We start from the raw sequence: 13803 nt of genomic DNA, 5'->3' as shown, positions 1-13803 counted from the left end.
CGCCTCAAGCGGAGACAACCGAGCTTTGCCCCTGTTGACGGTCCAGTTGCCGGTAGCCGAGCGCTTCCATCAGATAGTTTCGGGTTACCGCTGGCTGGCCATCCAGGTCCGCCAGGGTGCGGGCCACTCGCAGAATCCGATGCAACGCCCGCGCAGACAACCCAAGTTTCTCCATGGCTCCGGACAGCAGTTTCTCGCTCTCCGCATTCAGATGGCTGGCCTCGTGCAACGCCTTGCCAGCAAGGGCCGCATTGAGCACGCCCCGTTCTGACTGCCTGGCCCGGGCCCGTAGCACCCGTTCCCGGACGCTGGCGCTGGACTCTCCGGTTTCACCCGCCCCCAACAACACGCCCCCGGCCTGCACCGGCACTTCAACGTGCAGGTCAAACCGGTCCAGCAACGGCCCGGATATCCGGGAGCGATAGCGCATGACCTGCTGCGGCGTACACTGACACTCCATGGTCGGATGCCCACTGTAGCCGCACGGGCAAGGGTTCATAGCAGCAACCACCTGGAATCGGGCAGGAAAAGTGACCTGCCGTGCAGCCCGACTGATGGAAATTTCACCGGTTTCCATAGGTTCCCGCAATACCTCCAACACGCGGCGCTGGAACTCTGGCAACTCGTCAAGAAACAGTACGCCTCGATGGGCCAGGGAGATTTCTCCGGGCCTTGGGCTGCTACCACCTCCCACCAGCGCCACCGCCGAAGCGGTATGGTGCGGGGAGCGGAATGGAGCCTGCCGCCAACCACCGGGCTTGAGGGGAAGGCCGGCGACTGAATGCACACTGGCCACCTCCATAGCCGCGGCGTCGTCCAGGGCTGGCAGTATGCCGGGCAGCCGGCTGGCCAGCATGCTTTTGCCGGTGCCTGGCGGGCCAAACAGCAGAAGATTGTGCCCGCCGGCAGCCGCCACTTCCAGGGCCCGTCGGGGAACCTGCTGGCCCCGGACGTCCGCGAGGTCCAGCCCCTCGTCCCGGGGCCCGGCTTCTGGCTGGGCTCGAGCTACCGGGGATATCCGGGCGCGACCAGACAAATGCTCACAGACGGTCAGTATGTGGCTGGCGGCAAACACGTCATCATCGCTGGCCAGCGCGGCCTCTTCAGCATTGTCTTGGGGAAGCAACAGCGCGCGACCGGCGCCTCTTGCCGCCAGTACCGCCGGCAATACGCCTTTCAGGGGCCGTAATGCGCCATCCAGGGACAACTCGCCAATGAACTCGAGGTCTTTGAGACTTTCGGCGGGAATCTGCCCGGAAGCGGCGAGGATGCCAAGGGCGATGGGCAGGTCGAAGCGTCCACCCTCTTTGGGCAGGTCTGCGGGGGCCAGGTTAATGGTGATTCGACGGGCGGGGAATTCGAACCCGGCGTTGATCAAGGCACTGCGAACCCGGTCTTTGCTCTCACGCACACCGGTTTCCGGCAATCCAACAATCGACAGGGCCGGCAGTCCGCCAGACAGATGCACTTCAACAGTCACTGCCGGTGCAGACACACCGATACTGGCACGGGAATGGACAATAGCAAGCATGGCAACCTTCCTTGGCAATCAGTTTCTTACAAGTCCCGGCCGCTGCATCCTGCGGGCCGGGCCAGACCGGTCATTATGAGGACAGCTTCTGCTCGAGTTCGGCAACCCGCTTCTCAAGCGCTTCCACTTTTTCACGGGTTCTCATCAATACCGCCTGCTGGGCATCGAACTCTTCGCGGGTGACCAGTTCCAGCTTCGACATGACCGTCATCACCGTTGCTCTGGCCTGGGCCTCAAAATCGTCTTTCGCAGCCCGAGCCATATCCGGAACGAACTGGCCAAACTGGCCCTGTAACTGAGCAAAAAAGTCCTGTGGCCCTTTCATAAATCACCTCTGAGAGTCTCTGTTTCCCGACGCGGCAAACGCCGTGGCTGAGTCGCTATCCGCTTTGGTGGGAGTGTATCACACCGCCGCCCCTGCCATACTGTGCCCTGTCCGCATTATAATGGCGGCGGATGGCTAACCCGGCCATGCTCTTTTTTGAGCCAAGGGCTGGCTCATCGCACCAAGTTGGTGCGCGTTATTGCGCCATTCTGGAACAGGATATAACCAACAAACTGATTTAAAACATTTTTTTTGCGTTGGCACACCCGATGCTAAAGCTCTCGTACGCAATCCGCACAATTGATGTGCGAGGTGGCAGCATCCCGAACTCAACAACCGGCCGCTGGCCCTCACTGTTGGGACGGCTTTACCAAGGAGAAAGCAATGAAACTTGTGACAGCGATCATCAAGCCTTTCAAATTGGATGATGTCCGTGAGGCACTATCCGAGATTGGCGTACAAGGCGTAACCGTCACTGAAGTCAAAGGCTTCGGTCGGCAAAAAGGCCACACAGAGCTCTACCGTGGCGCGGAATACGTGGTGGACTTCCTGCCCAAGGTCAAAGTGGAAATCGCCATTGGCGACAACCTGCTTGACCAGGTCATCGAAGCCATCACCAAGGCGGCCAATACCGGCAAAATCGGCGACGGCAAGATCTTCGTGACCGAACTGGCGCAAGCCATCCGGATTCGAACCGGCGAGACTGGCGAAGAAGCGGTCTGACAGCAGACTGACTCTGAAAAAAGCCAACGCAAAAAATTTATAACCTAAGAGCCTTGTGCGGAGGGCCTCCTATGGAAAGCACTGTTTTTGAAATACAGTACGCATTAGATACGTTTTACTTCCTCGTGTGTGGCGCATTGGTCATGTGGATGGCAGCAGGCTTTGCCATGCTCGAGTCCGGCCTGGTGCGCTCAAAGAACACCACTGAAATTCTGACCAAGAACGTCGCCCTGTACGCCGTTGCCTGCACCATGTACATGGTCTGCGGGTACGCGATCATGTACGGTGGCGGCACCTTCCTGAGCGGCATCACTGGCATGGGCGTTGAAGAAGGCTTCGAGTATGAGGCTGCAGCAACCTACGCGCCATCCGCTGACTTCTTCTTCCAGGTGGTCTTCGTTGCTACAGCCATGTCCATCGTATCCGGTGCCGTGGCCGAGCGCATGAAGCTCTGGGCATTCCTGATCTTCGCTGTGGTCATGACCGGTTTCATCTACCCGATGGAAGGCGCCTGGACCTGGGGCGAAGCTGACGTCTTCGGCATGTACAACCTCGGCGATCTTGGCTTCAGTGACTTTGCCGGCTCTGGCATCGTACACATGGCTGGCGCAGCTGCGGCCCTGGCTGGCGTCCTGCTGCTGGGCGCCCGTAAAGGCAAATACGGCCCGAACGGTGAGATCCGCGCCATTCCCGGCGCCAACCTGCCCCTGGCCACTCTGGGTACCTTCATCCTGTGGATGGGCTGGTTCGGCTTCAATGGTGGCTCGGTTCTGGCGACTGCTTCCGCAGAATCCGCTAACGACGTCGCCATTGTATTCATGAACACCAACGCCGCAGCGGCTGGTGGCGGTCTCGCAGCTCTGATCCTTGCCCGACTGATGTTTGGCAAAGCTGACCTGACCATGCTCCTGAACGGTGCACTGGCTGGTCTGGTGACCATCACTGCCGGCCCGGACACCCCCACTCCGCTGCTGGCAACCATCTTCGGTGCCTTCGGTGGCCTGCTGGTGGTGGTAAGCATTGTGACCCTGGACAAGCTGCGTATTGATGACCCCGTCGGTGCCATCTCTGTTCACGGCGTCTGCGGTCTGCTCGGCCTGCTGCTGGTGCCGGTTACCAACGGCGACGCCAGCTTCAGCGGCCAGATCATCGGCGCCATCACCATCTTTGTCTGGGTCTTCGTGACCAGCCTGATCGTGTGGAGCATTCTCAAGGCGGTCATGGGCATCCGGGTATCCGAAGAAGACGAATACGAGGGTGTGGATTACTCCGAGTGTGGCATGGAAGCCTATCCAGAGTTTGTCAGCGGCAAGCAGTAAGCCAGCCTGACAACCACGAAAAACAAGAAGGGCGCCAAACGGCGCCCTTCTTGTTTCTGTTCCTGGCGCTCCGTCACTAACAGACGCCCTGGAACAATTGGTCATCCGCGTGCCGCAGATACAACATCAATTCCATTTCCGCTTCGTGGACACTGTCAAACGGCCCCTGGATCGAGCCCTCGCGAGTCTGGAAAAACCACTGTCCGTTGACCAACGAGAACCGCTCACTACGAAACCAGTGACGATCCTGTTCACCTTTGCGCGTTTCCATAACAACTCCTTTCACTCCGAACACAGCACGATGATCAATAAATGACCACACTGTTTCAGCATAGCTCAGAGTGCGGAGCTGTCTAATTTTTGTCAGGCCTCTTCGGGGCGCACCGCGTCTTCCAGCGCATCCACCATAAACTGAGGCATCGCCAGGGCTCCGTGGTGAATGCCGGCGTTGTAATAGCGGGTCACGAACGGGCGGTTGTTGGCGTCTTCCTCACGGAAATACTTCAGCGGGTTATCCTTGCTACCCATGGTGCAGCTCCACCACCCGGTCGGGTAGACAGGCTGAGGGAACGGCAAAGTCTGTACGTGGCCGAAGCCGGCCTTCTGCATATCGCTGTGGATGTCCTTGATGATGCTGTCCGTGTGCAACAGCGGCGATTCACTTTGCTGCACAATAATGCCGCCCTCCCGAAGCGCCGCCATGGCGTCCCGGTAGAAATCCAGGGCAAACAAGCCTTCGGCGGGGCCCACCGGGTCGGTACTGTCGATAATCAGCAGGTCGATGCTGTTGGGCTCAATATCCCGCATCCACTTGATACCGTCGCCAAAAAAGAAATTTGCCCGGGGGTCATTATTGGCCTCACACAGCTCCGGAAAGTATTTTTCCGACATGCGGGTAACCCGCTCGTCGATTTCCACCTGCCAGGCCTCCTCGACACCGGGGTGCTTGAGCACTTCCTTCAGGGTTCCGCAATCTCCACCGCCCACTATCACCACTTTCTTCGGGTTCTTGTGAGTGAACAACGCCGGATGGGTCATCATCTCGTGGTACAGAAAGTTGTCACGGGTGGTCAGCATCACGCAACCGTCCAGCACCATCAGGTTGCCAAAGGTTTCCGTTTCATAGATTTCCAGCTTCTGGAACGGCGTCTGCTCTTCGTGCAGCTTGCGCTTGACCTGCAGGGAAAATGCCGTGCCCTGATCCTGGAATACCTCGGTAAACCAGCCTTCGTTCAATACCGTCATCTGTACCTCCCATTCATTGCGCCACCACGGGGTCGGGGCCTGTTCAAAGGGGCGTATTGTAGGGGGCCCACGGCCGTAGCCAAAGTACTATTCCCCTTCGCCGCCACGTATTTTTCACATTTCAGGCCACTCGTGGCCCGGCAATCCTTTCGATCCGGCCTGTCAGGTCCTACAATGCAGCCTGACAACGGCCTGCGGGCCATTCCGGTTTCCTGACAGGATAGCAACAATGCCTGAAACCACAGCCTTACCTGCCCACAAGGTTTATAACATCGCTCACTGGAGTGATGGCTACATCGCGGTGACTCCCAGGGGTGAAGTCGAGATCTGCCCAGACCGGGGGCGGACCACAGCCCGAATCAACCTTCCTGACCTGACCCGGTCTCTGGCCGAGTCCGGCGTTGCCCTGCCGGTGCTGATCCGTTTTACCGACATACTGCACGACCGGGTGAACAAGCTTTGCGGCGCCTTCAACAAGGTGACCGCTGAACAGGGCTACCAGGGCCGCTATACCGCGGTCTACCCGATCAAAGTGAACCAGCAGCGACGGGTTGTGGAAGAGCTGTTGGCGGCACAACCCGCCGCCTCGGCCGGACAGGTCGGGCTCGAAGCCGGTAGCAAGCCGGAATTGATGGCGGTATTGGCCCTTGCCCCCAAGGCGGGGTCAGTGATTGTCTGCAACGGCTATAAAGACCGTGAGTACATTCGCCTGGCCCTGATCGGCCAGAAGCTGGGCCACCGGGTGTTTATCGTGGTGGAGAAGCAATCGGAGCTGCCGCTGATACTGGAAGAGGCTGAGCGTCTTGAGGTATCACCGCTGATTGGAGTGCGGGCACGATTGGCCACCATTGGCAAAGGTAACTGGCAGAACACCGGCGGCGAAAAATCCAAGTTCGGGTTGTCCGCCAGCCAGGTTCTGGATGTGGTCAATACCCTTAAACAGGCCGGCGCTTTGGGTACCCTGCAGCTGCTGCACTTTCACCTGGGTTCACAAATTGCCAACATCCGCGATATCCAGACCGGCCTGAAGGAATGCGCCCGCTTCTACACAGAACTGCACCATTTGGGCGCACCCGTCGGCACCGTGGATATCGGCGGCGGCCTGGGCGTGGACTATGAGGGCACCCGCTCCCGCAGCAGCTGCTCAATGAATTACAGCGTGTTTGAATACGCCTATAACGTGGTGCATGTGCTGCAAGCCGAATGCGATCGCCAAGGCATTCCCCACCCGGACCTGATCAGTGAATCCGGCCGGGCCCTGACAGCCCACCACTCGGTACTGGTCACCAACGTGATTGATCGGGAATCTCCAGACCATCGGGAAGTCACTGAGCCCGAAGCAGACGCACCAGCACCACTGCATGACCTTTGGCGCGACCTTCTCAGCCTGCAGGATGATCACTCACCCCGGTCACTGGCCGAGATTTACCACGATGTGCTGCATGCGATGAACGATGTCCACGCCCAGTTCGCCCATGGTCTGCTGTCACTCAGCGAACGAGCCCAGGCCGAGACTCTCTACACCACCTGCTGCCGCCTGCTTCGGGTTCAGCTGGACAGCGGCAGCCGGGCGCACCGGGAAATCATCGACGAACTCAACGAAAAGCTTGCTGAAAAGCTCTTTGTTAACTTTTCCCTGTTCCAGTCCCTGCCGGATGTCTGGGGCATTGACCAGATCTTTCCGGTGATGCCGATCAATGGCCTGAACCGTCCGCTGAGCCGGCGCGCGGTGATTCAGGACATTACCTGTGATTCGGATGGCCGGATTGACCAGTACGTGGACGGCCAGGGCATCGAAACCACCCTGGCATTGCCGGAGGAAAAGGAGGGCGAGCCACTGCTGATGGGGTTCTTCATGACCGGCGCCTATCAGGAGATCCTGGGAGACATGCACAACCTGTTCGGCGATACCCACTCGGTGGATGTGCGGCTGAACGACCAGGGCGAGTATGACATTGGCAAGCCCATTACCGGCGACACCGTCGCCAAGGTGCTTCGTTACGTCAACTTTGAGCCGGAGAACCTGATCAAGTCCTACCAGGATAAGTTTGCCGCCAGCAACCTGGATAAATCCACACAGGACCGATTACTGGGCGAACTGAAAGCCGGTCTTGAGGGCTACACTTACCTGGAGGAATAGCCTTCAGTCGCCCTCGGCCTGGTGTAGCCGACGCCAGGCCGAGGGTGAGATACCCTCCCACTTGCGAAAGGCCCGGCCAAAATTGGACGGGTCGCTGTAACCCAGGTGTTCCGCAATGTCGTCGATACTCAGGGGTGAGTGTCGCCTTAGACAATCCAGCGCACGTTGATGGCGCACGGTTTCCTGTAGCAGCTGGAAACGGGCGCCTTCTGCAGCCAGCTGGCGCCGCAGAGTGCGAGCAGACACATGTAACTGCCCGGCCACATCCTCCAGACTCAACAGGCGGCCGTCACGAATCGATTCCAGCATCCTGACTACTCGTTCCGTGACCGAGGTGGATGCCTCCATCTGCCGCATTTCTTCCTCGCATTGAGCCTCAGCCACGCGACGAGCCACAGGATTGGACAACGATAACGGCAGGTGCAGAAACTGCTTTTGGAAGCGGAGCTGGTTAACACCGGTGCAGAAACTCACGGCATTGCCAAACAGCGGCTGGTAAGGCCCCACATTGGCTGGCTGCTCGTAGTCCACCAGGCACCGCCCGCCCTCCAACAACCGCTGACCAAACAGCAGGTTGTTCACTTCCATCAGGGAAGCCAGGACCACCTCGATGTTGAAACGATGTAAATCCCGGGTGTCGTGCTTGATATCGAGCTGAATGACAGCTTCATCGCCTTCGATAAAAAACGACAGGGCCATGTAGGCAAAACGAATCCGGAAATATTTGATCAACACCCGCAGCGCCTGCTCGAGCGTGTCGCAGCTGATGGCGGCCTGAGACAGCGCACCATGGGCGGTAAATTTCAGGCGCCGGCCAAACTCCAGCCCCAGGCTGTCGTCCTTGCAGCGAACAAAGGCTTGACGACACAGCTCAGTGAACTGGTCCAGGGTAATGAAATTATCCGGGTGGCTCAGCTGTGGCTGGCGGATACCAGCAGCGCTGACCAGCTCTTGCTGGGCAACACCCCGCTCCTCTGCCAGCTGGCAAAGAATCTCGGCGTAATGGGCCCGGATAACCGGCAGGGTGCCGCCGGAAAGCAGTGCGTTCATGGTTTGAACTTTGAGTCGTTATTATGGTTGTCAGACTAGCGCCTGCTCTGGGATCCGGCAATCACTCCACTGACACAACTCCGCCGACAATGCGGCCAGATTTTTTTCACTCAAGGCAATCCACTTCTTGCAGCCTCCCGTAAATAACCAGACTGACAAACCAGCGGCGAGTGCCTAGAATGATGACTGTAATCAGCTCAACTCATGCGACTGTCAAGGAGCGTCCGGTGACCACACTGGATCAGCAACCAGCGAAAGCCGAGGGCCGAAAGGACCCTTGGGGTGTCTTGCTGGAAAAAGTAGGCAAACACCAGGATAGAGCTGCATACCACGCTTTGTTCGAACACTTTGCGCCGCAGATAAAGTACTACGCCATTTCTAACGGCATGGCCAGCCACGCCGAGGAACTGGTGCAGGAAGTGTTCATTTCCATTTGGCGCCGCTCCTGCCTGTATGACTGGCGTAAGGCTGCGGCGTCTACCTGGATCTTTACCATTGCCCGTAACCAGCGGATTGATATGCTGCGAAAAATGCAGCGGACCAGCGCTGAAATGGCAGTGGAAACCGAGGATCTGTGGCAGATTCCTGGCGATAATGAGGATGAGCCGGTGACGTCCCTGCACCGTTTGATGTCAGAGCGCCGGATTCGTGAGTCTCTCAGCCAGTTACCGGAAGAGCAGATTACCGTCATCGCCAAGGTGTACATGGAGCATAAGTCTCACCAGATGGTGGCGGATGAACTTCAGATCCCCCTGGGAACCGTGAAGAGCCGGGTACGCCTGGCACTGAACAAGTTAAAAGTGATTTTGCAGGATCAGAACGTATGACACGGCACCACCCCGACAGTCTCAGCCTGATGGAATACAGCGCTGGCAATCTGACTGAGCCCCATGCTCTCTGCATCCGGCTGCACCTTGAGCAGTGCCCACACTGTCGGAGCCGGGTGGACACCCTGAACAGCCTGGGCGCGGTGATGATGGAACAGCAGCCCAAGGTCACTGTGTCGGATAGCAGTTTCGAGCAGTTGATGGCACGTATTGACTCAGCCCCCCAGGATACTTCACCGGCTGTGCAGGCACCGCGATTGAGCCCGCTGCAGAAGTTGCTTGGTCAGGACATCAACGAGCTGCCCTGGAAACGTCAGCTGGGCGATGTCAGCGTACTGGATATTTCGGAAAAGTTTCCCGGTCAGGGTGAGCGGGTGGTACTGCAGAAACTGGTGGCAGGCGGCAAGGCCCCGGCCCACACTCACCGCGGTGATGAGACAACGATCGTGCTGCAGGGTGCGTTCGCCGACCAGAAGGGCGTGTTCAACCAATGGGATTTCGTGGTGTTGAATGAGCAGGACGAGCACAGGCCCGTTGCCGTAGGGTGTGAAGACTGCATTACATTGTCTGTGCTGAGCGCCCCGGTCAAGCTGACGGGCACCTTCACCAGAATGTTGAATCCGTTCATTCGGTAAGTTTAGTTGATCAGTCCAGTGAGAAACGGAGGCAGGTTGCCTCCGTTTTTTGTGGCGACCGAAGATCCGTTATCGCAATCCGGTAATGGTTTAATTGACTTGGGCGCCCATCCCCCTAAACTGATCCATAGTAGGTAACAACTCCAGCACCATTCAAAACGCAACAGCTGACACATGCCCGACATCATCGTCATGTTTTTCCTGCTCGGCCTGGTAGCAGGAACCGTCAAATCTGACCTGTCCATTCCTCGAGAAGCCTACGACATTCTCAGCCTGCTGCTGATGCTCACCATTGGCCTGAAGGGCGGAATGGCCCTGTACGGGAACCTGGCACCAGGCCTGCTTCTGGAAATGCTTGCGGTAGCAGGCCTGGGCTTTGCGCTACCCCTGCTGATGATCCCGATCCTGCGTTACGGCGTCGGACTTTCAATCGCCGACACCGCCAGTTTCGCCGCCCACTATGGCTCGGTCAGTGCCGGCACTTTTGCCGTCGCCCTGGCGTGGGTTGAAACTCGCGGCCTCAGCTCCGGCGGCCAGGTCACGCTCTATCTGGTACTTCTGGAGTTACCGGCCATCATGGTCGGGCTCTGGTTCTACCGGCGTTTTGGCAAACGCACGGGCGATTCCAAGAGCACGCCGCTCTGGCAGGAAACCCTGACCAACCGAAGCGTTATCCTGCTGGTGGGTGGTGTGGTCATTGGAGCGCTTTACGGGCCCGGACAGGGCACCGGCGTCACCGCCCCCCTGACCAGTGCGTTTTCCGTCATTCTGTCGCTGTTCCTGCTGGAGATGGGGCTGGTGGCCGCCGAAACCCTGCGCAACCTGAAGCTGATCCACTGGCGGGTTGTACTGTTTGGGCTTGCGATGCCCCCCGTGCTGTCGGTGGCTGGGCTAACGGTGGGCACCCTGCTCGGGCTCGACACCGGCTCTATCGTCATCCTCGCAACGCTCACCGCCAGTGCGTCCTACATCGCCGCACCGGTGGCGATTCGCCACGCCGTTCCCGATGCCAATATCGGCCTGGCTATGCTGGCTTCCCTGGGCGTCACCTTTCCATTCAATGTGCTCGTCGGCATCGGGCTTTATTACTCCATGCTCAGCTGGGCGGTGCCGCTATAGTGTCCCGCCTGGCGCCGCCTACCAGGGTAACTCCGAACCATCCCAACTGAAGAACCGACCGTTACTGCTGTCGTCCAGGGCGCCCAATACCCGGATCAGGTTATCAGCCGTCTGCAAGGGCTTATGTACCGTCAGTTTGGACAATGACTGGCTGAACGGTGCACTCAGGGTCGACTCGGTGGTCCCCGGATGCAGCGCCACGCAGGCAATGGGCTTGCACCGACGAGGCAGTTCGATGGAAAGATTCCGCACCAGCATGTTCAGGGCGGCTTTTGAACTTCGATAAGCGTACCAGCCGCCAAACCCGTTATCGGATATCGACCCCACCTTGGCCGAGATGGCCGCCACGCGCTTGAACTCACGATGCCGCAGCCAGGGCAGCAACGTCTGGATCAGCAAGGCAAATCCGGTGGCGTTGACCGCGAAAGCGCGGGCCATGTTAACGGCCGCCACGTCGTCCAATCGCTTTTCGGGAAACAGCCGGTCATCATGCAGCAGGCCAGCGGCGTAAATCACAGTGACGATTGGGCCGGAATCGTCCAATGCCGTTTTCAACTCGGCTTTATCAAGCCGCTTCTCATCTTCCGCATCCCAGGCGAGCAATCTCACACCGGGATGATTCCTGAGATCGTCCGGTGCCCGCCGCGGATCACGACACAGACCAATGACGGCCTGGGCCGGGCAAGTCTCCAGATAGCGTTTCGCCAGCGCCGCACCAATTGCACCGGATATACCGGCAATCACGATCGTCATTCCCACGCCCTTCCACTATCAATGGATACCATGCCGGTGATACGAAAATTCAATGCCTTCGGGCCACCAGCCAGCAAACCAAAAAATTCAAACGCTCGTATGAAGAGACACTTCCGGATTGAAACAACGACATCCGGCAGTCATTCAGACTGCTAAATCCAAACAGGAGAGTATCCATGCAATACCAGGCACCAGCGAACGATCTTCGCTTTCTGTTGTTTGATGTGTTGGGCGCAGACAAACTGCACGAACTGGAAAAGTACGCCGATGCGACTCCGGATCTGATTTCGGCGGTGATCGATGAAGCCGGCAAACTGGCGTCAGAGGTCATCCAGCCTACTAACCAGATTGGCGACCGCCAGGGTTGCAGCTACGATCCGGAAACCAAATCGGTCAAGACACCTGACGGCTTCAAAGAGGCCTACCAGAAGTTTGTGGAAGGTGGCTGGACCGCTCTGGATGCACCACTGGAATTCGGCGGGCAGGGCCTGCCCCACACCCTGAAGTTTGTCGTGGACGAAATGGTGTGCTCCACCAACCTGTCCCTGGGCATGTACCCCGGCCTGACCCACGGTGCCATCAGCGCCCTGTATGCGCACGGCTCCGAGGAGTTGAAGCAGACTTATCTGGAAAAACTGATTTCCGGCGAGTGGACCGGCACCATGTGTCTGACCGAGCCCCAGTGCGGCACCGATCTGGGCCTGATCCGCACCAAGGCCACACCGAATGACGACGGCAGCTACGCCATCGAGGGCACCAAAATCTGGATCACCGGCGGTGAGCACGACCTGGTCGACAATATCGTACACCTGGTACTGGCCAAGCTGCCGGGCGCACCGGACACCACCAAGGGCATCTCCCTGTTTGTGGTGCCCAAGTTCCTGCCGGATTCCGGCGAGCGCAACCCCGCCTTCTGTGGTGGCCTTGAGCACAAGATGGGCATCAAGGGCTCTGCCACCTGCGTGATGAATTTTGAAGGCGCCAAAGGCTGGCTGGTAGGCGAGCCCAATAAGGGCATGAGCGCCATGTTCACCATGATGAATGAAGCCCGGCTGATGGTGGGCATGCAGGGCCTTGGCTTGGCCGAGATGGCTTACCAGGAAAGCCTGGCGTTTGCCAGGGAGCGCCTGCAAAGCCGCTCCCTGAGCGGCCCCAAGAACCCGAACGGCCCTGCTGATGCGATTATTGTGCACCCGGACGTACGCCGCATGCTGATGCGCCAGAAGGTGCTGAATGAAGGTATGCGGGCGCTGGCGCTGTTCACTGGCCACCAGCTGGATCTTTCCGTGGCTCACCCGGATGAAAGCGTGCGTGAAAACGCCGATGACCTGGTGCAGCTGCTGACGCCTGTGGTTAAAGCCTTCCTGACCGACGAAGGCTATAACAACGCCAACTGGGGCCAGCAGGTTCTGGGCGGCTCTGGCTTCACCCAGGATTGGCCGCTGGAGCAGCTGGTTCGGGACGGCCGTATTGCCCGCATCTATGAGGGCACCAACGGCATCCAGGCGATGGACCTGGTGGGCCGGAAGCTGTCCCTCAAGGGAGGCCAACTGGTTCGCGCCCTGTTCGCAGAACTGACCGGATACCTGAAGGACAACCCGGAGGCGCCGTACCGCGAAGAACTCAAGGTTGCGCTGAAGAGTCTGGAGCAGGCCACCATGTGGCTGGCCCAGAATGCCCCCAAAGATCCGGAACAGGCCGGCGCTGCCGCCACCCCGTACCTGCGGATTATGGCCCTGACCGTGATCGGTTATCTGTGGTCTCGCATGGCCGGCGTCGCAGGCCAGCAGCTGCAACTCGGAGAGGGTAATAAGCCGTTGCTTGAGGGCAAGCAGGTATCCGCCCGCTACTATTTCGAGAAGCTGATGCCTGAAGTGGACTGGCTGCTAAAAGACATCCAGACCGGCAAAGACAGCCTGATGGCGTTTGAAGACGAGCACTGGGTGGCTTAAACGGCAATACCCGTCTGGCCAAAATGGCTGGCCGAAAATGACCGGTAATTGGCAACTTCTGACCTTCTTAAAGACAGATCAGAACTTGATAATAGTCACGTTGATTAGTGTCTCTGAACTAGTCCAACCCGCCTCTTGCCGAGCCGGGTACCTTCTTGAAGCCGCGCTCTTGCGCGGCTTTTTT

At 58.5% G+C, this 13803-nt stretch carries 13 protein-coding genes; 7 read left to right on the top strand and 6 right to left on the bottom strand.

Annotated features, from left to right (window positions below):
* Positions 1–4: 4 nt before the first annotated feature.
* Together QUE75_RS02965 and QUE75_RS02960 are read right to left on the bottom strand one after the other, a co-directional pair.
* The gene (locus QUE75_RS02965) at positions 5–1531 is read right to left on the bottom strand and encodes a YifB family Mg chelatase-like AAA ATPase (protein ID WP_106694444.1); all 1527 of its coding nucleotides are present in this window, start codon (positions 1529–1531) and stop codon (positions 5–7) included.
* Positions 1532–1604: 73 nt separating this feature from the next.
* On the bottom strand, positions 1605–1856 hold the full coding sequence (locus QUE75_RS02960; protein ID WP_061332549.1) for an accessory factor UbiK family protein: 252 nt from the start codon (positions 1854–1856) through the stop codon (positions 1605–1607).
* Between the two features lie 384 nt (positions 1857–2240).
* Between QUE75_RS02960 and glnK the strand changes: the two genes are divergently transcribed.
* Positions 2241–2579 (top strand): P-II family nitrogen regulator, encoded by a 339-nt coding sequence (gene glnK, locus QUE75_RS02955; RefSeq protein ID WP_058091350.1) that lies wholly within the window; start codon positions 2241–2243, stop codon positions 2577–2579.
* 71 nt (positions 2580–2650) lie between these two features.
* The gene (locus tag QUE75_RS02950) at positions 2651–3898 is read left to right on the top strand and encodes an ammonium transporter (RefSeq protein ID WP_061332548.1); all 1248 of its coding nucleotides are present in this window, start codon (positions 2651–2653) and stop codon (positions 3896–3898) included.
* 76 nt (positions 3899–3974) lie between these two features.
* Here QUE75_RS02950 and QUE75_RS02945 read toward each other — a convergent pair whose 3' ends face one another.
* A complete protein-coding gene (locus QUE75_RS02945; RefSeq protein WP_061332547.1) occupies positions 3975–4169 on the bottom strand; it encodes a DUF6316 family protein in 195 nt (64 codons plus the stop codon).
* Positions 4170–4261: 92 nt separating this feature from the next.
* Entirely contained in the window at positions 4262–5143 is an 882-nt protein-coding gene (speE, locus tag QUE75_RS02940) for a polyamine aminopropyltransferase (RefSeq protein WP_061332546.1), read from the bottom strand.
* A gap of 229 nt (positions 5144–5372) precedes the next feature.
* Between speE and speA the strand changes: the two genes are divergently transcribed.
* Positions 5373–7283 (top strand): biosynthetic arginine decarboxylase, encoded by a 1911-nt coding sequence (gene speA, locus QUE75_RS02935; protein ID WP_286253519.1) that lies wholly within the window; start codon positions 5373–5375, stop codon positions 7281–7283.
* A gap of 3 nt (positions 7284–7286) precedes the next feature.
* Here speA and QUE75_RS02930 read toward each other — a convergent pair whose 3' ends face one another.
* Entirely contained in the window at positions 7287–8333 is a 1047-nt protein-coding gene (locus QUE75_RS02930; protein WP_286253517.1) for an AraC family transcriptional regulator, read from the bottom strand.
* A gap of 227 nt (positions 8334–8560) precedes the next feature.
* Here QUE75_RS02930 and QUE75_RS02925 point away from each other — a divergent pair, with 227 nt between their 5' ends.
* The 3 genes from QUE75_RS02925 (at position 8561) to QUE75_RS02915 (ending at position 10914) form a co-directional block, all read left to right on the top strand.
* Complete coding sequence (locus QUE75_RS02925) at positions 8561–9160, top strand: sigma-70 family RNA polymerase sigma factor (RefSeq protein ID WP_061332542.1); 600 nt, start codon at positions 8561–8563, stop codon at positions 9158–9160.
* Positions 9157–9795 (top strand): ChrR family anti-sigma-E factor, encoded by a 639-nt coding sequence (locus QUE75_RS02920; protein ID WP_286253515.1) that lies wholly within the window; start codon positions 9157–9159, stop codon positions 9793–9795. Before QUE75_RS02925 ends, QUE75_RS02920 begins: the two co-directional genes overlap by 4 nt.
* Positions 9796–9969: 174 nt before the next feature.
* Positions 9970–10914 (top strand): sodium-dependent bicarbonate transport family permease, encoded by a 945-nt coding sequence (locus QUE75_RS02915; protein WP_286253513.1) that lies wholly within the window; start codon positions 9970–9972, stop codon positions 10912–10914.
* A gap of 18 nt (positions 10915–10932) precedes the next feature.
* On the opposite strand, the gene QUE75_RS02910 is transcribed toward QUE75_RS02915, so the two are convergent.
* Entirely contained in the window at positions 10933–11667 is a 735-nt protein-coding gene (locus tag QUE75_RS02910) for an SDR family NAD(P)-dependent oxidoreductase (protein ID WP_286253511.1), read from the bottom strand.
* Positions 11668–11843: 176 nt separating this feature from the next.
* On the opposite strand from QUE75_RS02910, the gene QUE75_RS02905 reads away from it, so the two are divergent.
* Positions 11844–13619, top strand: coding sequence for an acyl-CoA dehydrogenase C-terminal domain-containing protein (locus QUE75_RS02905; protein ID WP_106694439.1), 1776 nt, complete (start codon positions 11844–11846; stop codon positions 13617–13619).
* Positions 13620–13803: the final 184 nt, after the last annotated feature.

Source organism: Marinobacter shengliensis, from assembly GCF_030297115.1.
GTDB lineage: Bacteria > Pseudomonadota > Gammaproteobacteria > Pseudomonadales > Oleiphilaceae > Marinobacter > Marinobacter shengliensis.
Note: the sequence above shows the minus strand (reverse complement) of the source record. Positions and strands in the feature narration are given on the sequence as shown.